A 22,061-nucleotide genomic window follows, 5' to 3' on the forward strand; every position below is an offset into this window, starting at 1 on the left:
CATCCGACAAGTCCCCACGACCCATGACCACTCCCCAAAGAGCAGTGTTGAATCAGAACCTGAGCCGTTTGGGAATCCCTTTTGTCAACACGACCTAGTCACGCATTTGGGTAAGGCCACACTCATCGGTCAGCTCTGATCAGACCCCATCAAGCTGGACGCCAGATTGCTCCAGCCAGAACAGGTTCTCCGCCCGCCGCGTAATTTCTGAAAGCGTGTGGGGGTCGCAATCCTGAAAGAGTGTTTCGGCCAGCGCCATGCGCTTGTCGAACGAGACGCGTCCATGGTTGAAGGATGGGTGCTTCACCAGAACCAACGCCTTGCTTTCGATCGCCTTCGCTTTTTCGGAATTTTTCGCGACCTGCCCAGCACTGGCGCCTTCGCGGGACTCTTCAAGAATAGCCTCGACGGTGTCACCGAATTCGTCGTGCCAAGTCGCGGTAGAGACCGTTGTATGAAGCACGCCATCAATCATGAAACTCGCGATTGTCGCACCAATTTTCCCGTCATGGGGAGCAAACCTACGCTGGGTTGCCTTCAAAAGGTCAGGCGAACGTTCGACGCCCATGTCGTCCATCTCATCCCGTGCAGCTTCGATCTCACCGGCTAGGTCGAAAGCCTGCTCAACAAGATAGATTATCCGCGGTGCATGGGCACTGATCACTCTGACCGCGTCATCGGAACTCAAAATTACAACTGGTGTGGATACGTCGTCGCGTGTCTGAACTGTCGCCTCGACGAGAACGGATTTCGAGTTTGATGCCGCATCTTTGATCGCAGATCCCAGCTTCGCAGCTTCGTTTTCTGCCATATTCATTTCCAATCCGCGTGTTTGGTTACTCTGCGACCGCCCGATCCTGCGAAGCCCCGTTGCTGCCGTCAACCTCAACATGCCTATCGTTGGACTTGAACTACCAAAGCAATTGCGCTGGCTGGGCTGAATGAAGTCCGGTTTGCGCATAGCCATCCCAAATAGGGAGAGTGGCGGGATAGACCGCATGCATTGGCATCCAAGTCCCGCTTCGCATTCCGCAAGCACCGCGCATTATGGGCCAAGTCTCCCCCTGCGGGCAGTGCCCGCAGCTTCGGCCTGACGGCCGGGAGGGAAGGGGGGTGGGAAGAGAGTGATCGAACAAGGGGTTCGGTCGCAATCGATCCACCTAGGAGAACGTCCATGAACATCGGTGAAATCCGCAAGAACGCCAACGGCCAGCTGATCGGCTCTGTCGAAACGCTCACCATCACCCGCACCATCGGCCTGCGGCCGGTGACCTCCAGCAACCCGCGCGCGCCCAAGTTCGAGATCGTCGCGCTCAACGACCAGCGCCGCTGGGTCATCGTCGGCGCGCTCTTCGAGCTCTCCTCGAACTCGACCGGCGAGAGCTTCTACCAGGGCAAGATCGACGATCCGTCGATGGCGCAGCCGCTCTACATCGCCGCGTTCCCGCGCGAGGATGGCACCATGGCGATCGCCTGGCAGCGTCCGCGCCGCCGGAGCACCCAGCTCGGTTCGGCCGAATACGGCGAGAACGACATGTTCCCGGCCGACGACGCCGGCGGCGACCGCAGCACCGAAGAGGCTGGCGATGGTCTGGGTGACAGCACCGCGACTCCGCCTGCCAAGCGTGGCCGCGCGCAGGCCAAGGACGGCGCCGAACACGATGGCGCGCTGCCGCCGCTCGTCGACGCCTGATCGGCAATCCCAACTCCAACCGGCGGGGACCCCAAGCGGGTCTCCGCCGTCCACGCAAAGGCCGCGGATGAGCCCCCCGCGCGGCCTGAGGCGGAACGCCGGCACTGCCCCCCGCCCGGCGTTCCGCCTCCTTATTTGCATGGGGAAATCCGGAGCCTAAACATGCTGACCGATAGCGAACGCTTTGCCTTCGAGACCCGGCGCCATCACGTCTTCGCGAGCACCGGCAATGCCTACGACGCCACGCAGTGCGACGAGGCGATCCGCACCGGCGACACGCTTATCGTGCTGCCTGAGAACGTGGTGGGCGTCGCCTTGACCTGGCCGTTTGCCGTGACGCAGGCGCATGGCCATCTTCATGCACTGTCAGCACCGCGCGGCGCCGAGACGCTCGCGGATCTAGCGCGTTCATTGCACGTCAGTCCGGACGATTTCGAACACGCCGCCGAGATCGCCAGACGTTTCGGGTTTCCGCTCGATCCCCAGATCGAAGCGCTGCTGCCTCAGCCGGCCGTCTGAGCTTGCGCGCGGTGAGAGCGGCAGCGAGGATTGCTCAGGTGAGGTGAGGGGTGCCGGTGCGTCCACCGCATCGGCGATCACGCGCGCCAGTTCGTGTGCGGCATCCTCGCGCAGGCAAGAGCTCGGGGCAGTAATGCCTACGCGCGCCCAGCCCGGTGCGTCGAGGATCGCGTGCGCGACCGCAGACGTATCGATTCGTTCCATGGCGATGAAAGAACATAGAGTGAACACAATTGCAAGCGCGCGCCTGTCAGATTGACACGGACGATCGTTCAAACAAGCATCGTGCCATGTGTAACTTGTACCGCATGACCAAGGCGCCTGCTGAAATCGCCCGACTGTTCGGCGCGCGGGCAGGGGAGGGCGCGAACTTCGCTGCCGAAGTCTTTCCCGGCTATCCGGGGCTGGTCATCGCCGAGCGCGAAGTGAGGGTGATGACCTGGGGCTTCCCGCTTGTGCTCAAAGGCAAGAGCGGTCAGCCGTTGAAGCCTAAGCCGGTCAACAACGCGCGCGAGGACAAGCTCGGCAGCGCGTTCTGGCGGGCGAGCTTCGAGCGCCGCCGCTGCCTGATTCCGGTCACCGCCTGGGCGGAGGCTGAAGGCGCGAAAGGCGCAATGACCCGCACGTGGTATTCGCCTGCGGGCGAAGAGACATTCGCTGTCGCTGGGGTCTGGCGTCCGACCGAGGAATGGGGTCAGGCTTATTCGATGGTGATGGTCGATGGCTGCCCGCAGATGGCCGAGGTTCACGACCGCATGCCGGTTGTGCTGGCGCGGACCGACTGGGAGCAATGGCTGGCGGGCACACCGGCTGACGCATCTGCGCTGTGCCGGACATGCTCAAGCGAACTTGAGGTCGACCGCACGCCCGAGCGCTGGGCCGCCCGCCGCAGCTGACTTCGAGGGGAGGGGGACTTGAGCGGGGGTCGGATCAACGACACCCGCGAAAGGACCTGGCCCATGGGCGACCGCGCTCCCGTTCACATCACCATCGGCGGCGCCTTGCCGCGGGGACACCTTGCCACCTTCGCCGCCCACGCGGCCGACTATGACCTGCGCACCGACTGGGATAGCGAGCCATTCGATCCCGCCGCGCTCGCGGTTGGCAAGCCGCTGGAACTCTACGGCACCGAGCTCAATGGCGGCCAGATCCCGCAGATCGATGCCTTCTGCTGCGAGCACGGCCTGCCGTTCCGCCGCTGGTCTGGCGGCTGCCTCGGCGCATTCCTGCCTGAGATCGTTTTGTTCGAAGGCAGCGGGGCCATGCGCGACTACACGGCGAGCGAGGACGAATATGTCTTGTTCCCGCCGTCGTGGATCAAGAGCTTCACCCGCCTGCGCGATCTGAAGCGCGCGTTGGCCCGCGCTGAGCTGACCATCCCGCCGTTGGTCCTGCTGGGAGGAAATCTGCCATGACCCACAGCCGCGACACGGGAAGCGCCGATCCGCGCGCCGCCCTGCTGGCCCGCTTCCCGCTGTCGCGGGTGAGCGAAGCCTTCCACGACGACATGCTCGGCGTGCTGCCGCCGGTCCATATTCGGGGCATGGCCGGATTTCTGGTCAGCGAGGCTGTGACCGAGGATGTCCATGCCCAATTCGTCGAGCGCGGCGGCTGCTTCTACGGGGCCTATGTGGCGCTGCGCGATCCCGCGACCTGGATCACCCACGCGGCGATTCTCTCGTTCGAGGCCGCGCATCCCGACCCGCGGGTGCTGGACTGGTATCCGGACGACGCCGACGGCCATTGAGGGGAGGGGGCTTGGAGCCGGTGTTCCACTGGGGAGACCAGCCATGCTTCGCTACTATTCCGGGATCGGCGCGAGCGCCACGCCGCCCGAGGTGCTCAGCCTGATGACCCGCGCCGCCTTTGCGCTCACCAAGCGCGGCTATGTCCTGCGCTCGGGCCACGCGATTGGCGCCGACAGCGCGTTCGAACGCGGGGCTGGCCGCGACGCGCAAATCTTCCTGCCGTCGGCGGGCTGGCGCGGCTCGGCGAGTTCTCTGCATCCCGAGGCGCTTGGCGCTGAACTCTGGGGCAGGGCGCGCGCCATCGCTGCGGCGCATCATCCCGCCTTCGCCGGGCTATCGGCCTTCGTCGAGGCGCTTCACACGCGCAACGTATTCCAGGTGCTTGGGCCTTCACTCGATAGCCCTTCGGAATTTGTGCTGTGCTGGACCGCCGACGGCGAAGCCTCGGGTGGCACCGGTCAGGCGCTGCGCATCGCTGCGACATACGGCGTCCCCGTCTACAATCTCCAGCGGAGCCGCCAGCGCGCCCACGTCGAGCGCCACCTCGTCCTCTGATCCTTGAACCCCTGAGCATTTGCGTAGTTCATACCTGTGGCCCGGCGTTATGACGCATGGGGGCAGCGGCACTGCGCGGTGCCAAGCGAAAGCCTCGACCATGTCGTCTCGTACGCTCTCACTCGAATTTGCCTGTACCCCGGACGAGGCTGCACGCTTCGCCGCCGTTGAACTGTTCCTCGCCGACCTTGCGGCCGACCCTGATGCGCTCCCGCCTGGCGAACTCAATGCGGTGTTCGGCGCCAACGCGAAGCCGACCATTCTCGGCCTCGTCGGCCATCCCGAGCCGCTCGGGATCACCTGCCGCTATGATCGCGATGCGGGCGTGCTCACGCTTCTGGGCGTAGACGGCCGCCCCAATCTCGCGGCGCTCCCGGTGCTGCTGCTCTGGCTTTACCCCGAGAAGCTGCCGATCGCCTACTCGGTCCACGTGACCGAGCGGCCCGACCTGGCAGTCTGGACGATCGTTTCGCTCCAGCGGATCGAGATTACGCAGAATCCCGACGAGGTGCCCAGGCGCCTTGAAGCGCTGCGCGCGGCTCTGCCCACGCCGCGCCGGCTCGATCTCCAGCCCACCCGGCCGCTGCCGCGTCCGGAAGACTGAGCCGGTTTCAGGCGGCGGCCTGCGCTTCCCAGCTTCGTGGCCGCGTGACGCGGGCCGGGAGCGGCTCGCCTTCCTTCCAGAACTGGTGCGCGACGCCTTGCCCGGCAAGCAGCGCTTCAAGCGGTTCGGCCACCTCATTGTCGCGGTCGTGGATATGGACCGCGCAGGCATCCTCGCCGGTGTCCTTGAGCACCAGGCTCGCGATTGGGGTGTCGGTGTCGAGATTGACGCGCAGGCCCTTCACGAACCGGCGCTTCTCGGCAACCGCCTTGGCGATGAGGTAGCGCTCGTCGCTGGTCTCGTAGGGCAGCCATTCAGGCGTGACCGGCATCAATGCGACCTCGATCAGATCGAAGGTGCCTTCGCGCCGCCGCGCGAACGAGCCCGCGATCACGAGGTGAGCCTGCTCGCCCTTGCCGCCGTGCTGCGCCTGCCACAGCGCGAGTTCGCCCGCGAAGCGCTTGTGGAACCGGCGTGCCATGTCCGGGTCCATCACGAAGGGCATGTCGCCGACATGGCGCAGGACGATCCGCTCCGCGCCGTGGGCAGCCACGATCTCCTTGATCTCGCCGACCACCACCATCATCTCGTCGCGCGAGCGGTAGACCCGCTCGAGCGCGGCGCGGCGGCGGGCGCGGATATCCTCCTTCTCCTCCAGCCTGAAGCTCTCGGGTACGAACAGCACATGGGGCAGGGCTTCCTGCTTGGCCCGGCACGAGGCCGCCGCCTCGAGCAGCGCGCGGCGCACCACGAACCAGCCGCGCTTGCCTGCCATCTTGGGATGCCAGTGGGTGAGTTCGGCCCGGTCCCACAGGACGTGGAGCAGCCCGCGCATCGACAGCTTCTGCCCCGACGACTTCACCGTCGGCTTGTCGTTGGTCAGCGCTGCCGGCGCGAGCCGGGCGCTCCCGCGCGACAGCGGGAAGCCGAGCTTGAGCGCGGTCTCGCCGCTCGTCTCATCGTCGAGGATCGCGCTGCCGCGCACCTGGCCCATGCCGGTCAGGTAGTCAGGCGCCTCGTAGTGATCGCAGGCGGTCGCATGGCGCGCGCCCGATCCCGGCCAGCGTGCCAGCACATAGCGGTCATTGCGGTGCGAAATGTAGAGCCGCAAGTCGGTCCCCTTGCGGCATTCGCACAGGACCTGGGCCTTTTGCGCGTAGGCTTTGGCAAGCAGCTGTTGCAGATCATCGCCTTCGGCCACGCTGCGGCCGAGCACACGGTATCGCTGGATCATTGGGTATCTCCAATTTCTCGCGATCGACGCTGCCCGTTCGACCTCTCGCGCATCTCCTTCGGTTTGACGCGGCCCCGAATGGGCCGCTGGATCAGTCTATGACAGAGGCAGGGCGGCTACAAGCATAAGCCTGTGCGGATTTTTTCAGCTGTGCCGTGATCGACGAGACTCAGACCGGTTGACGCGGCGCGATGCCAAGGCGCTGTGCGACCTGTGTATAGAGGCCGACAAGACCGGGCATGGCGATCGTAATCGCCAAGCCGAATGGTACGGCTTCATCTATCGGGGTGCCCGGATCCGGATCGCGCTGCACCACGAGGTCAATCATCATATCCGGGCCAACGACCGGCGCTTTGTCACCTTCCCAGCAGCGCATGAATATGGTGCCGCGATTGGTCTGATTACCGTCGGGTTGAAGACTGCGCGGAGAAACGCTCAATGTGCCTGCCTCAGCGGGGTCGAGCAGCTTAAGGCGAACCGATCGGTAGCTCTTTCGTCCTGGTTGAACGGGCGTGAACCACGCCAGCGTCGCCGACAGGCTATGCGGTCGAGCCTGACCGCTCATGACCGCTGGTACAGGGACACGAACAGTGGCAACGCGATCGCGTAGAAGTTCTCCAACCGCCCAGAAAGTAGCGCGGTCCTCCGCGCAAGCTACCGCGTCTTCGGCGTCGACATAGCCAAAACCGAGGAAGCGCCGGATGTTGTCTTTAATATGGCTGTGATGGCCCCCGACCGGACCGATGATTTCCTTGATTCGTGCGGCAATATCATCGGGCCAGCGAGCGGGATGGACAAGCAGCGCCTTGATCAGGACCGCCCGTTGGATGTGGGGCAGGTGAGCAAAATCGGGATACGCCGCCTCCAGCGCGTCATGAATCCGATGACATGTGCGCGATGCCAGAGCGGTCGCGCCGCTAGTCCCGCCCGAATAACCTTCGGCTATTTCGATACCGCCGGTGCGAGGTGCGGCCACCTTGAGACCAGCGGGGCGCGTCGATGCAGCCGGTCGGACGAAGACATGACCGTCGGTTCGCATCTGACGGAGATGCTCGCGACCTCCCGGCATCAAAATGTCGGGCTTGACCGACCGGGCAAATCCGGGGCCGAGCGCGCTTGACGGGTTGGCTGCCCGAATGCCCGGAAAGGGGTCGATGATGGCGCGGGCGGCGCGGCGATCAGCAGCCGAAACCCAATCGTCGTTGGAGGCGCCCACCGTTACCGCGTTGATCGCCTCGGACGGGGAGAACATACGGCGATCCGCAATGACACTTCCAATTGCGGTCAGCGTACCATCGCAGCGTGCAGCGGCATCGGCGTCTTCGAAAGCCATTCCGGTTGCAAAGGCTGGAACACCGAAGGTTTCTTTCACATTACCGGCGCTCACTAGGAACAGAATGCCATATCGGTAGGCAAGTCGATCCAGCAGTCGCGCCCATGCGGACAACGACGATTGAAAGGGCCGCCGTTCGTTGCCAAGCGAGAGATTGACGATAAGCACGCCTGGCGCTGTTGCATCCGCGCCTTCCCGCATCGCCCGAATGGCCAGATATATGATGTCGACCACAAGCCGTCGTGCCGGGAAGCGGTCGCCCGAACCCATTACCGGAACGACATGAATGCGTCGTGGCAAGGCCGGTGCGGGATTGTTCCTGTCGCCATGCACGAGGAGCGATGCCATTGCTGTGCCATGAACGCGTTGGTTCACGGGCGCGTGAGGTTCGAGATCAAATTGATCGTCCACCACTAGATGAGCGGCGAGCAGCGGATGTGCGGCTACCGGAACGCCGTCGAGCAGGGCCAGGATCGGGTCGCGCAACTCGCCGGCCGCCGCGGCGGCGCCGGCGTCTGTGGCATCCTCGATCTCGATTGTCGTCGCCAGGCTTTGCGGGCGGATGTGCATGACCGGCTCAAGACTAGCGATACCGCCTTCTGCCCGATCGATGATTTCCCTGATCGCCCGTACAGGCAAATCCACGAGCAAGGCATGATATGCGATGTCGGGCAGCCGAGCATGCGATATGATCTGCCCGCCGCGTGCAGTCAACGCCGCGCGCACTTCATCTTCCCGTGCCTGAGCCTGTGCTTCGGAGGTCCGGTAAATCAGCTCGATCTCCAGCGGCACAAGCTCGTCCTCGCCGCGTCCCTCAATCTCCTCAGCAAGGAAACCGGCGTCCAGTCGCTGAACTCTGTCCTGCGGCCCCCAGGGTCGCAGATCACGCAGCAGTTCGAACACGCCACGCCATGGCGTCTCTCCGAACTGAAGCTGATTGGCGTTCCAGCGCTTCCAAAGGGAGAGCAATTCCGCTAGCGCGCGGGCGTCTGGGACAAGGAGATAGGCAATGGGATCCTTGTCGTCGTCGCTGCCCAATTCCTCTTCATCGATCAGTTCGAGGCCGTTCACGCGCTGAACGGCTGCAGCAAAATTGCTCACCGAGCCACGTACTTCGAAAACGAGCAGTCTTTCCGGCGCCAGCGCAGCCGGATCTGCGCGCAACTCAAGTCCGCTCGCATCCCGCGCCAGCGCTTGAGCCAAGCGATCGAATTTCGGGGCGAATGTTGCTTGCTGACGGTCTTGTGGGAACGATTCAGGCGCCCGGGGGAATTTTTGCGGGCCGGCGGGCCGTTGTCTTGGCTGGTCTGGCGTCAGCCTCAGCAGGGGCTTGGTCGGATCGCTCGGCATCTACAGTTCCGGGCCGCACGCGCGACTTCCATAGCTCAAGCTCTTTCGCGAGCGCATCATCGATACTGATCTCCCCCAAACCCAATATCTGCCTGCGCCTCACATTCTGACAAAGGTCGAGCGCTTCGGCATAGCTGACCGTGCCAAGCCGGCCTGCAAGCTTCTGTACCGTCATGCGTGGCACCTCCGGCCAACCACAAATGATGCGGTCCAGAAATACCTCGAGAAGTTTGCGATCGGGTTCCGGGAAAGACAACCGCATCTGGAAACGGCGCCAAACCGCACGATCCAGCAACTCTGCATGGTTCGTCGCCGCAATAACGATCACATAAGGCGGCAGCTGATCGAGCTGCATGAGGAGGAACGAGACAACGCGCTTGATCTCACCGGTTTCATGCGTGTCGCCGCGTTCCTTGCCGATGGCATCGAATTCGTCGAAAAACAGGACGCTTGGCTGGGTGCGCACGTAGTCAAACAGCTTGCGCAGCCGAGCGTTGGTCTCGCCAAGGTAGCTGCCTATCAGCGCATCATAGCGCACAACGAAGAAAGGGAGGCCGAGGCCCTCTGCGATTGCTTCGGCGAAGGACGTTTTGCCGTTGCCAGGTGGGCCGGAAAGCAGGATCCGATGGCGCGGCTCATAGGCATGAGCGCGCAGGACATCGGCACGAACATGCTCTTCGATGAGCTGACGTCCATTCTCCCGGGCGGGCAAAGAAAGTAGCAGATCGTCAAAGCGGACCCGTGGTTCGATCTCGATGATCGTGTCCCGGCCTGGTCCCACTTGGGGCTGGGACGTGGTCAGGGGCGGTGGCGTGACCGGCACGGTCCCTAGGGCGCGCTCGATGCGATCTGCGACGATGTGGTGCTTTTTTGCCCGTTCGTCTGCGACAATTGCCTCGGCCGCTGCGCGCAGCGTCTCACGGTCGCCAGCAAAGCTGGCGCGAACAAGAGTGACGAGATGATCGGCGCGGGCCATTTTTTTCGTGTTTCAATCCAGCAATTGGCAGCACCAAATCGGCTACAAGGAGAATCTAGTCAAAATTTCCTGTGGTGTAATCAATTAATCGCGCTTCGAGTGGCGCAGCCGTTCAACGATTATGACATAATGGCATATCTTGCCCCACCGGGATGCCTAAAATAAGCGGCGACTAAGGATCGATCGACATAGTGGTCGTTCTGGCGTCGCCCCTGGGGCCATTTGAACGAGCGTCCACATCGACCGACTTACGAACGAAAGGAGCCGCTCCAGAAAGTCCGACCGACCGGATTCAGCCCGGCTTAGCCTCGACTCTCGGTCGCCTGATCGAGATTCTCAGCCACACCGTTGGCAAGACCAAGACAAAGCGCGGCTTCCTCGCGGGTCAGACTGATCGTTTCGGCATCAAGTTCGGCAAGCTTGGCGCGCAGCACCTGGCTAAGGGCTTTTGCGACCTGCAGTGCGCTCGGCATTTCCGGTCGATCTGTCATTGGCTGTTCTCCTTATGGCAGGATACGAGGCTGGCTCCGTTTGGGCAGGAACGTCGCATGGCCACTTTGCTCGAATCCGGCTGGATTCGGCCCAGCTTGCGGCAGGAATCCCCAAGACTTTTGCGTGTTCATGATGAGCATATCAGGGCGGGCGATAAAGCATAAGGTGGTGATGATGAATACAGGGCGAGAAGAAAGGGAGCACCCCGGCGCCCGCGCCCCGCGCGGGCTGGGGGCAACCCGCTCTACTCGCTAGGGCGCGCGTCGGCGCTGTCGCACCGCCGCCCACCCAAGCTCGCCGGCATGGATGCCGGCCCTGCGGGTGATGATCGGGGCCATTGGCGCGAAGGACAAGGGGCGCTAGGCTTGCGGACATGCCCGTCCTTCTTGCCGACGCCGTCCTGTGTCTTTCTCCAACCGTCCACGACGGCGACACCATCCGTTGCGGCCGCGAAAAGGTACGCATTGCCAACATCGATGCCCCCGAACTGCCCGACAGTCCCAAGTGCCATGACCGCCGAGCGTCCTATGCATGGTGTGATTATCGTGCGGGCGAGGCCTCGCGGGCGGCGCTGGTCCGGCTGCTGTCGCGGGGCCGCGTGATGCTCGAGCGGCTCGGGACCGATCCCTAGGGCGGACGCTGGCCACCGTCTCGGTGAGCGGCGTTGATGCCGGTAACTACCTCATCTCGCAGGGTCTCGCCAAACCCTGGCGCTGAGAGTCCACTGCGGTGAGCGGCTGCGCGGACATCTGGCGCTCTGACTGGTGCAGGTCCGGTGCCAAGGCCTGCGGCGGCGTTGGTGGATGGGGCCAGGGTCGGAGCACCGCATTCTGACGTTCCCGCCGGGCGGGGTGGGCGGCGCCGGTGAGGGCAGGGCGCGCGCATGCGCCGCGCGGCAGATCCGGGGCGGGGCTGACAAGCGACCAGAGATGACGGGTCCAGGGTCTTGCAGATTTCCGGCATGAATTGACGAAACCGCCCTTCGTTTGCCGATGAACCCTGCAGCGCCAGTCCCTGGCCGCAACCCAAAAGCAGCGGACCGTGAAGCCCTGCGGGCTTGCCGCACCACTCCTCGCTTTTGGGTTCCCCTCACGCCTGCGCGATTCTTGGCGCTCGGTGCGGTCCCGGGCCTTTGGCCCTGCCTGTGGTGTTCATCGGCGGGCGGTTCCGCCGAATTCAAGACCGGAGTACACCCATGAAGAACCTCGTCATCCTGATCGGCCGCATCGCGTCCGCCCCCGAAACCCGCCACGCTGGCGAGACCGCAATCACCTCTTTTACCCTCGTCACCGACCGCCCCAAGCTGGTCGACGGCAAGACGGTCAAGAACGAGGCGGGCTACACCGAGACGATCCCCGAGTTCCACCGCATCACCGCCTTCAATGGCCTTGGCACTTCGGTCGCCAAGCACAAGAAGAAGGGCGATCTGGTCGAGGTCCAGGGCCGCCTCCACTATTCGAAGTGGACCGACCGGGAGGGCGTCGAGCGCTACGCGGTCGAGATCGTCTCCGAGGAAGTCCTCTTCCTCTGATCCGAGGCCGGGAGGCGGCAGCGCCGCCTCCCAACTGGGCCATGGCCGATCTCTCAATTGCTCATGTAGTCGGTGCGGCGAGCGGAACACCGGTCGCAAAAAAGGCAACGCGCCGCGTCTCTTTCGCACTTGCAGCATGGGCACTTTGTACCCATATCAACAGTGCCTTTCAGGCATCCTCTCCCAAAACTTTCCAAGGGGCCGGCTCACGCTGGCCCTATTTTTTTGCCTTCCGGATCGGCGGCTTGCGCCCCTTCGGGCATGGCATCTGTGACACTTTGCCCTCGGGCGGAGTGTCATGTTGCGCGGCGCGCGTGACATGTCCGGAGGGCGGGTCATCGCCGATGCCATCACGATGGCTAAAGCGGTCGCGGGGGAAGGGCAGTACACTTGGCCGCGCAACTCACGTGGGGGCTCCGGGCGAAGTGTCACGGGCGACAAACGACATGGCCCAGCATAAAGGGGATTCACAGGATTCACCTTTTGTGCTCAATACTGCTCGATGGAACGAGCCCACGACATCACCGGTATCGGCGGGATCTACGCGGTCCTGGTCGAGGTATCGAACCGGCCGCGCTACGCATTCCTCGTCCTCCAGCTGGTCGCCGAAGCGGCAGACGGGCGAGGGCAGGCCGGACCCTTCATCGCGCAAGGCGGTGTGCCCGTGCTCCTGCGCGAATGGCTTTGCTCCCAGCTCTTGCCGATGAGCGAGCAGCCCGCACGTCGCGCCGCGCTGCGCGCGCGCGTGGCCGCAGCGCTGAGGGACCATCTCACCGGTGACGCCGAACACGACGCCACGCGCATCGACGTGGCGGTCGAGGAGCAGGTCCAGGCGGTCGGCCGCGCCAATGTCAGCCGCGCGATCTCCGATCTGGTCCGCGCCGGGCTGATGACCCGGCACTATGCGGGCTACGCCACCAACCACAAGAACCGCGGCGGGGGACGCCATGCGGTCTATGTGGTCAAGCCGAGCGTCCTTGCGCTGCTGCGCAAACCCGCGCCGCTGCGGAGACCAGGCTCGCTTGCTGCCAATCCCCAAGGCGAACTCTTCGCGGCCTAAGCCCGTCGACCATCCAATCATCGACAACCTCGTGCTTCGGTCGTGGAGCCGCGAAGCGCCGCGTCGGCTTCAGGTGATTGATGACGGCCATCGCTTGCCGCGTGCTCAAGTGTTATGGCAGGATGACGCGGAATGCAGCTAAGCCATTGATAATATTTAACATAAGATATATTATCAATCTGAACAACCGTGCCACATCATGCCGTTCGTGACATGTTTTCGATTTTATGGCATAAGCCTCGCTTGATGACCTGAATGCGCCGCTTCGCGCCGCGTTCAGGTCTGTGAGGAGCTACGCCATGACCGTGCAAGTGACGATCACGCCCAACGGCCGGATGAGCCTGCCGGCCGATATCCGCAAGCGGCTTGGCCTGGCTGGCGGCGGTGCGCTTCTGGTCGAGGAAACCGAGGATGGTGTAATCTTGCGCACCGTCGCGCAGTCGATCGCGCACGCGCAGGCGCTCGCCAAGAAATTCACCGGCGGCAAGCCCGAAGCCTCGGTCGATGCCTTCCTTGCCCGACGCCGCGAGGAATCCGGCGAATGAGCGAAGTCGTGCTCGATGCCTCTGCGCTCCTTGCCCTGCTCCGGGACGAGCCCGGAGCGGCCAAGGTCGCCGACGCTATCGGAGGCGCGCGGATGTCGAGCGTCAACTATGCCGAGGTCGTCAGCCACTTTATCCATGCCGGTATGCCCGCCGACCAGGTCGATGCAATGCTGAGGCCTTTGCCGATGACCGTGGTCGCAGCCGATCAGGCTCTCGCCGTGATCGCCGGGCGTTTGCGCGCCGTAACGGCGGAGGCCGGCCTGTCGCTCGGCGACCGGTTCTGCCTTGCACTTGCCCGGCGTGATGACCTGCCCGCGCTGACTGCGGACAAGCAATGGCGGACCGTCGCCGATGCTGCGGGCGTCACCGTTTCCGTTATCCGCTGAGTCCTGCGGAATGGCGGCAGCACCTTTCAAGAAAGGCAAAAGCGAGCCTCTGAAGCAAGCAGGTCCTGATCTCAATCGCTTCCCTGATTGTGCCGAAATGCGCGAACTGGTGCGATCATCTGGTCGAGGTACGAGCGCCGAGGAGTTAAGGCGTGCGCAGGACCTCGCCTATGATGCCTGGGAAGAAGATGACCGGTCTCGGCGCAATGCCCTTGTTCGCAAGGCGCTGGCACATTCTCCGCTTTGCGCTGACGCCTGGCTTCAGCTTTCGCAATTGCGCAATCTGTCAGATGAGCGCCGCCGGGAATATCTCCTGCGCGCTGTCTGTGCCGGCGAACTCGCCATTGGCGAGCGCCGCTTCGCCCAAGACAGGGGTGAGTTCTGGCTGGTTCTGGAAACCAGGCCTTACATGCGTGCGCGCCATGCACTGGCTGAGGATTTGTGGCTTTCTGGCGCGCGGCAGGAGGCTATCAATCACCTTCGCGAGATGCTCGAACTGAATACGAACGATAATCAGGGTTTGAGATATGTTCTTTTGACCTGGTTGATCCGGGCTGAAGAAAACCAGACCGCGCAGCAACTGCTTGACGAACACGGCGAGGAAATCTCGACTTTCATGGAGTTTACGCGCGTGCTGCTCGCGTACAAGGAGACCGGAGATAGCGAGCAAGCTCGCTCCAAGGGGGCGAACGCGCTGCTGGCGAACCGTTATGTCGCCAAATATCTCGCCGATCCGGGGTTCTGGCACGCCACCAGCGACCATTATTCTCCCGGGCAGGAGAGCGAAGCGGCCTGGTATGCTCAGGAGCTTGGCATCGACTGGTATCGCACGCCTGGCGCGATCGCATGGCTGGTTCAGCAATGCGACAAGGAACCCGTCCGCAATCGCGACGGCGCGACTCTGCACTGATCATATTTCGCATCGCTTTGACATTCCCGCTCGGTAATATGGACAGCACTTCACTTGGTCTCCTCGTGCGCCGCGAACGCAAGGCGCAGAACCTGAAGCAGGCAGAGCTTGCGGCAGTGAGCGGCGTTGGTGTCCGCTTCATTGTCGATCTCGAAGCGGGTAAGCCCACGCTACAACTCGGCAAAGCGCTTCAGGTCATCGCGACGCTCGGTTGCGACGTCCAGATCGTCTCTCCTGCGAGCCGCCGGTCATGAGCAAGAGGCTCCGCGAGCGCGCCGGGCTGCTCGTTGGGAAATTGTGATCGCCGCGCCATTCGCAGCGGCCAGTCCGAGAAATCGTGCTTTAAGAAGCCCATTTCCCGAGAAAACGAGATTTAGCGACCGGTCCGCCCGAGATTTTGCGATTTACCGTGCCGGCTCACGACAGGCCTTGATGAACGGCTTCTGGTCCTCGAGGACTGCGCACTCTTGTTAGAAATATCGCCCAATTTTTCTAACAGGAATGGCCGACCGACTGTTACAAAACCTATGACTAGATCGTTCATAGATAGAGGTTTTGTAACATAAGAATCCGCTCAACGGCGGCGAACCTGCCTGTACCGCGACGGGTCGATTGTCAGGGCGACATATATCCCAGCGCCGTCCGTCAGCCTGATGCAGTCAGCTGCCCTCGCCGACATCTCATTGGCGATCCCGGGTTGCGCAAGACCTAACTGCTCACTTCCGCTGCGGCCTTTTCGCCGCCCAAAGCTCAAAATGTGGCTTCAATGCATCGGGCAGCTCTTCGAAAAAGGCATTGTCTATCGGGTAGTGCCGCATCGTCAGCCAAACGGCGTCGAGCAAGGCAGTGCCCTGCTTGTGATCCTTGGGCTTCTTTTGCGGGTCGCGTTCCGGTTTTTCCGCCATCCACAGTTTCTGCAGGGCAAACCATCGCGGATCAGGAACCACCATGCGCGCCGCTTCACCATCGCGCACGCCGACGACCCGATCAACCCGCCGACCGTTCAGAAGCCATTCCTGCTCCGGGAGCGGGATCGGTCGCGGGCGGTCTTGCGCAATTTGTCCGCCTATCCGGCTCGGTGCCGAGAGAATCTCGACTTCATAGGCCTTGGCGTTGCGTGCCTGAAATGGCCGCTCGGTGTTCACCGAGTAGGTCATGTCGGTTTCCTTGAGGACCTTCCACAAGGTGGGTCGATCTTCGTCGGCATTGAGCCCGGTCAGTGCCATATCGAAATCCATGGTTTCTTGCGGCGCATCGCGGATGAATCCGTTGGCTTCGAGCGCGTAGGCGATCAGCGCGTTGGTGCCGACGACCATCGCCTGGTCCCCAAGAAATCGGAGTCGATCGGCTTCGCGCAGAATCTTGCCGGCGTCCGCAGGAAGCATGGGCAAACGTAGCGCCCGATAAAGGCTGGCCTGTTCCGTAAGCGTCTCCTTCGATAGCGCAAGACGGTCTTTCAGTTCGGCTTTTTCGGTCTTGTACTGGTCGAATTCCGCCTGCTTCTCCGGGTCGATCGGCCCCTTGCTTTTCATGCTACCGCGACGATCGGTGACTTCGTAAAGGTACTCTCGCCCAGAAACCTTCTTGATCCGCATATTGTAAGGCATATCGTTCAGCGTGCGCAGCGCATCCATCCAGACGTGATAAGCCTGGTCCAGATTGACGATCACCCTCGCCTGTTCGTCCGAGAACGGTTGGAAGTTCATGCATTACCCTGCAATTGGAGGATTTGACCAAAATGCAGGGTAAATGCCGTAAATGCAAGAGTTACCCTGCAAAACGCGGAACTCGTCCATTTGCAGGGTAAAGGTGCCTGGCACCCTAACCCCTTTTCGGTCAGCGGGCGTAGCTGATGCTCCATGTTCATCAGCGTCAGCCTGATGCCGTCAACTGCCCTCACCGGCATTGGCCTGATCGAGTAGGTCCATGAATGTCCGCGCTGCGTCGCGGTCGCGCGGGTCCTTGAACGCCACATCGAGGTCCGGCGCCGAACCCAGCATGTAGAGCAGCGACCACATGGCAAACCTGCGCCCCTTGTCGGTCTCGAGCCCGAACTCGACCAGCATGCGCTCAATCCCGCTGGCCAGCCCTTCGGACGAAACCGCTCCGAGATCATCGGTCCCGAAGAAGCGTCGCATCTGGTCGTCGAACTCCATGGCGGTACTTCCCTCCAGCGATGCAACATGCTGCCCACGGGAGCCATTCCAGATTGAGCGGCCCTGTCAAGAATGACGCACTCGGTCCCGCGCGCCTTGCAGGCGCGCTCCAGCGGGTGCGGAGTTTCCCGCCTTGGGCCGCCGGCACTCTTGCCTCCGGCTCCGTCGCCGTCCCGCGCCCGTGCTGTCGCACCGGGCCTTGCGGGCCGACAGACATGCTCCGGCAAGGGGTCCGTCTTTTGCTCGCTGACCGCGCCGTCGGCAGCGGCCAGGGCGGCCCGCCCGCTTGCGCAGTTTGGCGGACGCCAGCACGACCATGCGGACGGGCCGCAGGCATCTGAAGTGTTTTGCTGTTCACCCCGAACGCCCTGAAGGGGTTCGGGGGCAAAACTGAAATCTCTCTCTCATCTCGGTGGCTGAGCGAAATCAGCATCGCCATAGCATGACGCCTGGGAGATTGGCGGCCGTCAAGGATCGCGGGTACCCCCCGATTTTGGCCTGCTGCGGCTACCGCCTTGCGAGCAAAAATCGGCTCCCCCCACGCCCGCTGCTCGCGGCGGCAGCGCGTGCGCGCCGCCGTCCCTGACTGCCTGACTCCGGCGTCCCTCCGATGGGCATCTTTCATCAGCGTGATGAGAGACAATTCCTTTTGGAGGTTATCATGACGGACCGTTTCTCGAACTTCGCCGACCTTGCCGAACACTATGCGCGGGAAATTGCCACTCCCGACTATGCTGCCGCATTCATGGAGCAGACCGAGCTTGCCAAGCTATCGATCGAACATGAACCGAGCGCTGCCGAAATGCCCGATCCGGATGTGGCGCAGGCGGCAATCGAGATGATGCTGGCAACGGTGTTCGACCTGTTCCGCGATACCCGGATGGAGGACATGGCAAGCGAGGTAGCCTGGGGCATTGCCAACAGCTTCCACGTGGTGGCCAAGCGCCTCGACAACAGAGAGGATTCGATGGCGAGCCGGCTGCAGGAGAAGCTGCGCGAATACGATCCGAGCGAAGTTTACGCGACCGATCTGGAAGACCTCACCATGCAGGCCCGCAGCCTCGCCGAGTGCCGCGACGCGATGGAATGCATGCGCGACCATGCCGCGAAGATCTACCTCGTGGAGACCGGTCGCCCCTTCTCGCCTGTGCGCGGCTCGCGGGTGTCGTCCAAGACCAATGCTTCGATGATCGAAGCGCGCGATTACCTTGCCGCGCAAAAGGCGCAGCGGCGGGAACAGTTTGCGCCCACGGGCCCGGTCGTGGTGTTCTCGGGCGGGCAGCAGTTCACCGACATTGTTCAGGTTGAAGATTACCTCAATGCAATCCGGACGCGGATCCCCTCGATGGTGCTGGCAACGACCGCGCAGAACAAGGGCGCTGACGTGATCGCGGCGGCCTGGGCTTCGAGCAAGAACGTCCCCGTCATTCTGTGCAAGCCTGATGCCTCGCGGGGTCCTTCGGCGCCCTACCAACGCAATGCGCGCATGCTCAGCTTCAAGCCGGTCGAGGCGGTGGTGTGCAGCGGCGGCGGCATCCAGGCGAACCTCGCTGACCGGCTGCGCGAGGCGCGCGTGCCGATGCACATTGTGCGCGACGCCGGTACCCAGAACGAGGCTCCTCCGGCGCGGTCAAAGGCCCCGGCTCAGGCAGAACGCGGCGGCGCAAAGCGCACGGTCAATGGCGACGATCTCCCGCCGTTCTGAGCGGGAAACAACGTGATCCGACTTTACCGAAGGGTGTCCGGTCTAACCGCCGGATGCCCTTCTTTTTTGTCGCTTGGAATGCCCCTGGTCTGCCCCGGCTCGCTCGCTGGGCCCCGGGTGACGGCCTGTCGGCCTGCCCGGTTCCCAGCCTTCGCATCGGCCGGGCGGCAGGCCAGCACTTGGACCCACCGGTGGTGCGGACCAACAGGGGTTAAAACTCTCGCAAAATTCCAAGCATGATGACCGCCATTGTCCCGCGTCAAGAAGGGCGGTTCCCCCAATTTTTCCGCATGAAGAATGCGAAAAAATCGGCTCCCCCACCCCCGCTTCGCGGCGGGCCGCGGGCGGCCCGTTCCTGACCCGGGCCAAGCTCGGTCATCTTTTCGGAGGCCTCTTCAATGATTTTGACAGGAGGCTTCCCATGAACGCTCTTACGACCGCACTCGACATCCCGGCTTTCGATCCCATCAGCTATGACGCCGCACTGCGCGCCGCCACCGTCCGGGCCCAGCACAGCTTCTTCGACCAGCACGTTATCGAGGACGACGAGGGCTGCTTCGTCGCTATCGACGAGGGCGACTATAATGCGCTGCCCCAGCACCTGATCGACCGGATCGTCCATACGGTCCCAGGCATGATGGCAGACGATTTCGACGAGGCGAACATCGCCCGCGCCGCAAGTTTCATGAGCGTGGTGATGGATCCCGAATGGGACGCGGACTGCCCGTTCTGAGATGCAGATACATCGCACAGCGCCGGAGGGCTCGTCAGGGGCTCTCCGGCCCCTTTTTTTGCTCCGGTCCATAAAGCGCAGCCGGGGCATCGAGCCCCGGCTGCGCTGGCCTCTTGCGAGACCGGTTTCAGCTTTTCGCCAAGCGCTTTTCCGCTTCGTCCAGGCCGAGCTTTCCGAGTGCGGCGAAGAAGCCTTCAACCCGCTCGAACGGTGCCTTGCCGAGTGCCGATTTTCTCAGCAGTTCGGCCATCGCATTTTGCTCGCTTTCCCGCAGCTTCGCTTCGCGCGCTTCCAGCGCGTTTCGCTCCTTTGCGATTGCCTGTCGTTCCGCTTCAAGACTTCCTTTCCTGGCCATGATGATACCTCGTGGGTTGGCGCTGAAACCTCCCGGCAAAAGCATCACAACGCCAAAGCCGGTTGGCAAGTCCTCTTGTTCAAACCATCTGTAATTTGCCGTGGCCTGCGAAGCATAGATTGCCCCTGCTGCGCCTAAAGAATGGCCCTGAAGGCCCGATCCTCGATCCTGAAAAAACCAGTAATCCAACGCGGACCAAGCTGCATCGGATCAAGGGGTAAAGGTGCAGACCGTACACTGCACGGCAGTATGAGAAATTGGCGGAACTGCGCGCGTATACAGCAATGCCATCCATGTATCACAATGTGTGATAATTGCTGAACACAATTGGGGACGACGCACTTGCGCCATTTTGCGCGTAATACATTTGAATACGGCAGGCACCGGCTCCCCCTTCCCTTGCCAAGCCATCGGCGATGGCCTAAAACATCCAGGCGCAATCTCCACCGGGCCCTTTTCGAAGGGTTTGGTGATGACAGAAACAGTCCTGATTTCGGTCCGGCTTCCCGGACCCGTTGCCGAGGCGGCCAATGCCGCTGCGGTCTCGCGCAATATCTCCCGATCGAAGCTTCTGCGAATCGCCATCGAGCGCTTCATCGATGACCTTTCCGGTTCATCCGAGCAGGATCGCCGGCGTCAGTTCTCGTCCGAGTATACCTTCCTCGCGCTCGACCTCATCGTCCAGCGCGAATACCCCGAGGTGCACACCGAACTTCTGACCGAAGCCGAGCGGCGCATGGAGGCCTTCCATGGCGGGGCCTGACACCTGGTCCGACCGCGCTCGGCCGGGCAAGCTGCAGCACCATTCGGCGCGCGGGACCATGCCGCGCAATGCCGGTGATTTCACCCGCGGTTCGCAGCTCATCACCCACGAATTTCTGATGTGGTTTGCCTCCGCGCGCCTGCCTTTCATGGTGTGGTTTTTCACCTTCCTCCTCGTGCTCTCGGCCGCGCTCGCGCTGCGTCTTCACGAACACGAAGTGCAGATGATTCTCATGCGGATTTACGCCGCCGGATGGGGATTCATGGAGTTCAATCCCGGCAAGGTCATCAACCTCACCCTGCCCTCTGGCGAAGTGATCCCGGCGCCGATTTCGATGGTCGCCTCACACCCCGATGTTGCCATCGCCTGGAACCGGATGATGCGCGCGGTCTGGGGCTCGCTGTTCATCTCGCTGTTCCTCGCCGTACCGCTCGCCATCTGGTTTGTCGATTTCTCGAAGCGGCGCGGCAAGTCGATCCTCGAAGAGCGTCACCAGCGCGGCGCGATGCTGGTCGACGGCGCAGAGCTGGCAGCCGTCATCAATGCCCACAACCGGGCTGCGCTCGAACAGGAAATCGCCGAGCGCCTTCCCGCCATGAGCTTCGACGAGGTCATGGCGATGCCGCTTGCCCCGCGCAAAGCGGCCGGCATTCACCACGCCTATTCGCTCGCCGGGGTCGCCTTCCCCTGGCGTACCGAACAGTCGCACACGATGATGATTGGCTCGACCGGGACCGGCAAGACCACCCAGATGCGCGCGCTGATCGCGCAGATGCGCCTGCGCCGCGACCGGGCTGTCGTCTTCGATCTCACCGGTGCCTACGTCGAGGCCTTCTACAACCCTGAAACCGATACAATCCTCAACCCGATGGACGAGCGCTGCCCGAGCTGGTCGGTATTCGGCGAGGCGAAGAACCATGCCGATTTTACCGGTATCGCAGCAGCCCTGCTTCCGGCCGATGGCGGCGGGGCCGAGCCGTTCTGGATGCTTGCCGCTCGCACGCTGTTTGTCGAGACCTGCATCAAGCTCATCAAGGACGGCCAGGCGACCAACCAGGCGCTCGCCAGCCGGCTGATGATGGCGGACCTCAAGGAGGTCCACAAGATGCTCGAAAACACCGTGGCCGATCCCCTGACTGCGCCCGAAGCGGCCAAGATGGCAGAGTCGATCCGGGCCGTGTTCAACACCAATGCGCAGGCGCTGCGCTTCCTGCCCGAGGGCAAGGAGCCCTTTTCGATTCAAACGTGGATCCGCACCGATGACAAGCCGGGCAGCATCCTGTTCATCACCTCCTCGCACAACGAACTCGTTCTTAACCCGCCTTATTCACCAAAAGTGTCCTGAAGGGTTGGCGGGAGTGGCGTAAGCCTCTGATCTGAATTAGGAACTGGGTGTCTAAGCCGAACCTGCCG

At 62.7% G+C, this 22,061-nt stretch carries 26 protein-coding genes and 1 pseudogene; 18 read left to right on the forward strand and 9 right to left on the reverse strand.

Features of this window, described 5'->3' with window-relative positions:
- Window positions 1-139 precede the first annotated feature (139 nt).
- Entirely contained in the window at window positions 140-811 is a 672-nt protein-coding gene (locus B7Y89_RS16100; protein WP_292939763.1) for a hypothetical protein, read from the reverse strand.
- A gap of 363 nt (window positions 812-1,174) precedes the next feature.
- On the opposite strand from B7Y89_RS16100, the gene B7Y89_RS16105 reads away from it, so the two are divergent.
- Window positions 1,175-1,693, forward strand: coding sequence for a DUF736 domain-containing protein (locus B7Y89_RS16105; protein WP_292939766.1), 519 nt, complete (start codon window positions 1,175-1,177; stop codon window positions 1,691-1,693).
- 162 nt (window positions 1,694-1,855) lie between these two features.
- The gene (locus B7Y89_RS16110) at window positions 1,856-2,212 is read left to right on the forward strand and encodes a hypothetical protein (protein WP_292939769.1); all 357 of its coding nucleotides are present in this window, start codon (window positions 1,856-1,858) and stop codon (window positions 2,210-2,212) included.
- Here B7Y89_RS16110 and B7Y89_RS18325 read toward each other — a convergent pair.
- A complete protein-coding gene (locus B7Y89_RS18325; RefSeq protein ID WP_366416366.1) occupies window positions 2,102-2,416 on the reverse strand; it encodes a DUF6771 family protein in 315 nt (104 codons plus the stop codon). The genes B7Y89_RS16110 and B7Y89_RS18325 overlap by 111 nt on opposite strands.
- A gap of 86 nt (window positions 2,417-2,502) precedes the next feature.
- On the opposite strand from B7Y89_RS18325, the gene B7Y89_RS16115 reads away from it, so the two are divergent.
- The 5 genes from B7Y89_RS16115 (at window position 2,503) to B7Y89_RS16135 (ending at window position 5,119) form a co-directional block, all read left to right on the forward strand.
- Window positions 2,503-3,108 (forward strand): SOS response-associated peptidase family protein, encoded by a 606-nt coding sequence (locus B7Y89_RS16115; protein WP_292939772.1) that lies wholly within the window; start codon window positions 2,503-2,505, stop codon window positions 3,106-3,108.
- A 63-nt stretch (window positions 3,109-3,171) separates the two neighbouring features.
- Entirely contained in the window at window positions 3,172-3,627 is a 456-nt protein-coding gene (locus B7Y89_RS16120; RefSeq protein WP_292939775.1) for a hypothetical protein, read from the forward strand.
- Entirely contained in the window at window positions 3,624-3,959 is a 336-nt protein-coding gene (locus B7Y89_RS16125; protein ID WP_292939778.1) for a hypothetical protein, read from the forward strand. The genes B7Y89_RS16120 and B7Y89_RS16125 overlap by 4 nt, the downstream gene beginning before the upstream one ends.
- A gap of 43 nt (window positions 3,960-4,002) precedes the next feature.
- Entirely contained in the window at window positions 4,003-4,515 is a 513-nt protein-coding gene (locus B7Y89_RS16130; protein WP_292939781.1) for a hypothetical protein, read from the forward strand.
- 100 nt (window positions 4,516-4,615) lie between these two features.
- Window positions 4,616-5,119 carry a hypothetical protein gene (locus B7Y89_RS16135; protein ID WP_292939784.1) on the forward strand — a complete coding sequence of 168 codons (504 nt, stop codon included), beginning with the start codon at window positions 4,616-4,618 and terminating at the stop codon, window positions 5,117-5,119.
- 7 nt (window positions 5,120-5,126) lie between these two features.
- Here the strand turns inward: B7Y89_RS16135 and B7Y89_RS16140 are convergent, their stop codons facing one another.
- The 4 genes from B7Y89_RS16140 to B7Y89_RS16155 all read right to left on the reverse strand — a co-directional run bounded on the left by B7Y89_RS16140 (window position 5,127) and on the right by B7Y89_RS16155 (window position 10,503).
- A complete protein-coding gene (locus B7Y89_RS16140) occupies window positions 5,127-6,353 on the reverse strand; it encodes a DUF1173 domain-containing protein (protein WP_292939787.1) in 1,227 nt (408 codons plus the stop codon).
- A 169-nt stretch (window positions 6,354-6,522) separates the two neighbouring features.
- Window positions 6,523-9,036, reverse strand: coding sequence for a S8 family peptidase (locus B7Y89_RS16145; protein WP_292939790.1), 2,514 nt, complete (start codon window positions 9,034-9,036; stop codon window positions 6,523-6,525).
- Complete coding sequence (locus B7Y89_RS16150; RefSeq protein ID WP_292939793.1) at window positions 8,942-10,012, reverse strand: AAA family ATPase; 1,071 nt, start codon at window positions 10,010-10,012, stop codon at window positions 8,942-8,944. Before B7Y89_RS16150 ends, B7Y89_RS16145 begins: the two co-directional genes overlap by 95 nt.
- Before the next feature lie 302 nt (window positions 10,013-10,314).
- Window positions 10,315-10,503: a hypothetical protein gene (locus B7Y89_RS16155; RefSeq protein ID WP_292939796.1), complete on the reverse strand. Its 189-nt coding sequence runs from the start codon at window positions 10,501-10,503 to the stop codon at window positions 10,315-10,317.
- A 374-nt stretch (window positions 10,504-10,877) separates the two neighbouring features.
- On the opposite strand from B7Y89_RS16155, the pseudogene B7Y89_RS16160 reads away from it, so the two are divergent.
- The 7 genes and pseudogenes from B7Y89_RS16160 (at window position 10,878) to B7Y89_RS16190 (ending at window position 15,190) form a co-directional block, all read left to right on the forward strand.
- Window positions 10,878-11,221: pseudogene (locus B7Y89_RS16160) on the forward strand (thermonuclease family protein).
- A gap of 478 nt (window positions 11,222-11,699) precedes the next feature.
- On the forward strand, window positions 11,700-12,035 hold the full coding sequence (locus B7Y89_RS16165; protein WP_010890940.1) for a single-stranded DNA-binding protein: 336 nt from the start codon (window positions 11,700-11,702) through the stop codon (window positions 12,033-12,035).
- A 502-nt stretch (window positions 12,036-12,537) separates the two neighbouring features.
- The gene (locus B7Y89_RS16170; RefSeq protein ID WP_292939806.1) at window positions 12,538-13,095 is read left to right on the forward strand and encodes a hypothetical protein; all 558 of its coding nucleotides are present in this window, start codon (window positions 12,538-12,540) and stop codon (window positions 13,093-13,095) included.
- Between the two features lie 299 nt (window positions 13,096-13,394).
- Window positions 13,395-13,640: an AbrB/MazE/SpoVT family DNA-binding domain-containing protein gene (locus B7Y89_RS16175; protein ID WP_231472159.1), complete on the forward strand. Its 246-nt coding sequence runs from the start codon at window positions 13,395-13,397 to the stop codon at window positions 13,638-13,640.
- A complete protein-coding gene (locus B7Y89_RS16180) occupies window positions 13,637-14,026 on the forward strand; it encodes a type II toxin-antitoxin system VapC family toxin (RefSeq protein WP_292939858.1) in 390 nt (129 codons plus the stop codon). Before B7Y89_RS16175 ends, B7Y89_RS16180 begins: the two co-directional genes overlap by 4 nt.
- A gap of 10 nt (window positions 14,027-14,036) precedes the next feature.
- Window positions 14,037-14,936, forward strand: coding sequence for a hypothetical protein (locus B7Y89_RS16185; protein WP_292939861.1), 900 nt, complete (start codon window positions 14,037-14,039; stop codon window positions 14,934-14,936).
- Between the two features lie 38 nt (window positions 14,937-14,974).
- Entirely contained in the window at window positions 14,975-15,190 is a 216-nt protein-coding gene (locus tag B7Y89_RS16190; protein WP_292939864.1) for a helix-turn-helix domain-containing protein, read from the forward strand.
- A 462-nt stretch (window positions 15,191-15,652) separates the two neighbouring features.
- Here B7Y89_RS16190 and B7Y89_RS16195 read toward each other — a convergent pair whose 3' ends face one another.
- A complete protein-coding gene (locus B7Y89_RS16195; protein WP_292939866.1) occupies window positions 15,653-16,642 on the reverse strand; it encodes a GSU2403 family nucleotidyltransferase fold protein in 990 nt (329 codons plus the stop codon).
- 180 nt (window positions 16,643-16,822) lie between these two features.
- Window positions 16,823-17,092, reverse strand: a complete 270-nt coding sequence (locus B7Y89_RS16200; RefSeq protein WP_292939869.1) for a hypothetical protein — start codon at window positions 17,090-17,092, stop codon at window positions 16,823-16,825.
- A gap of 661 nt (window positions 17,093-17,753) precedes the next feature.
- Here B7Y89_RS16200 and B7Y89_RS16205 point away from each other — a divergent pair.
- Together B7Y89_RS16205 and B7Y89_RS16210 are read left to right on the forward strand one after the other, a co-directional pair.
- On the forward strand, window positions 17,754-18,797 hold the full coding sequence (locus B7Y89_RS16205; protein ID WP_292939872.1) for a DUF2493 domain-containing protein: 1,044 nt from the start codon (window positions 17,754-17,756) through the stop codon (window positions 18,795-18,797).
- Between the two features lie 421 nt (window positions 18,798-19,218).
- On the forward strand, window positions 19,219-19,530 hold the full coding sequence (locus B7Y89_RS16210) for a hypothetical protein (protein ID WP_066213957.1): 312 nt from the start codon (window positions 19,219-19,221) through the stop codon (window positions 19,528-19,530).
- A gap of 127 nt (window positions 19,531-19,657) precedes the next feature.
- Here B7Y89_RS16210 and B7Y89_RS16215 read toward each other — a convergent pair whose 3' ends face one another.
- Window positions 19,658-19,930 carry a hypothetical protein gene (locus B7Y89_RS16215; RefSeq protein WP_292939879.1) on the reverse strand — a complete coding sequence of 91 codons (273 nt, stop codon included), beginning with the start codon at window positions 19,928-19,930 and terminating at the stop codon, window positions 19,658-19,660.
- A 427-nt stretch (window positions 19,931-20,357) separates the two neighbouring features.
- Here B7Y89_RS16215 and B7Y89_RS16220 point away from each other — a divergent pair, with 427 nt between their 5' ends.
- Window positions 20,358-20,648 (forward strand): hypothetical protein, encoded by a 291-nt coding sequence (locus B7Y89_RS16220; RefSeq protein WP_019054076.1) that lies wholly within the window; start codon window positions 20,358-20,360, stop codon window positions 20,646-20,648.
- On the forward strand, window positions 20,635-21,993 hold the full coding sequence (locus tag B7Y89_RS16225; protein WP_292939876.1) for a type IV secretion system DNA-binding domain-containing protein: 1,359 nt from the start codon (window positions 20,635-20,637) through the stop codon (window positions 21,991-21,993). Before B7Y89_RS16220 ends, B7Y89_RS16225 begins: the two co-directional genes overlap by 14 nt.
- Window positions 21,994-22,061 lie beyond the last annotated feature (68 nt).

The sequence above is a fragment of the Novosphingobium sp. 32-60-15 genome, assembly GCF_002280675.1.
GTDB lineage: Bacteria > Pseudomonadota > Alphaproteobacteria > Sphingomonadales > Sphingomonadaceae > Novosphingobium.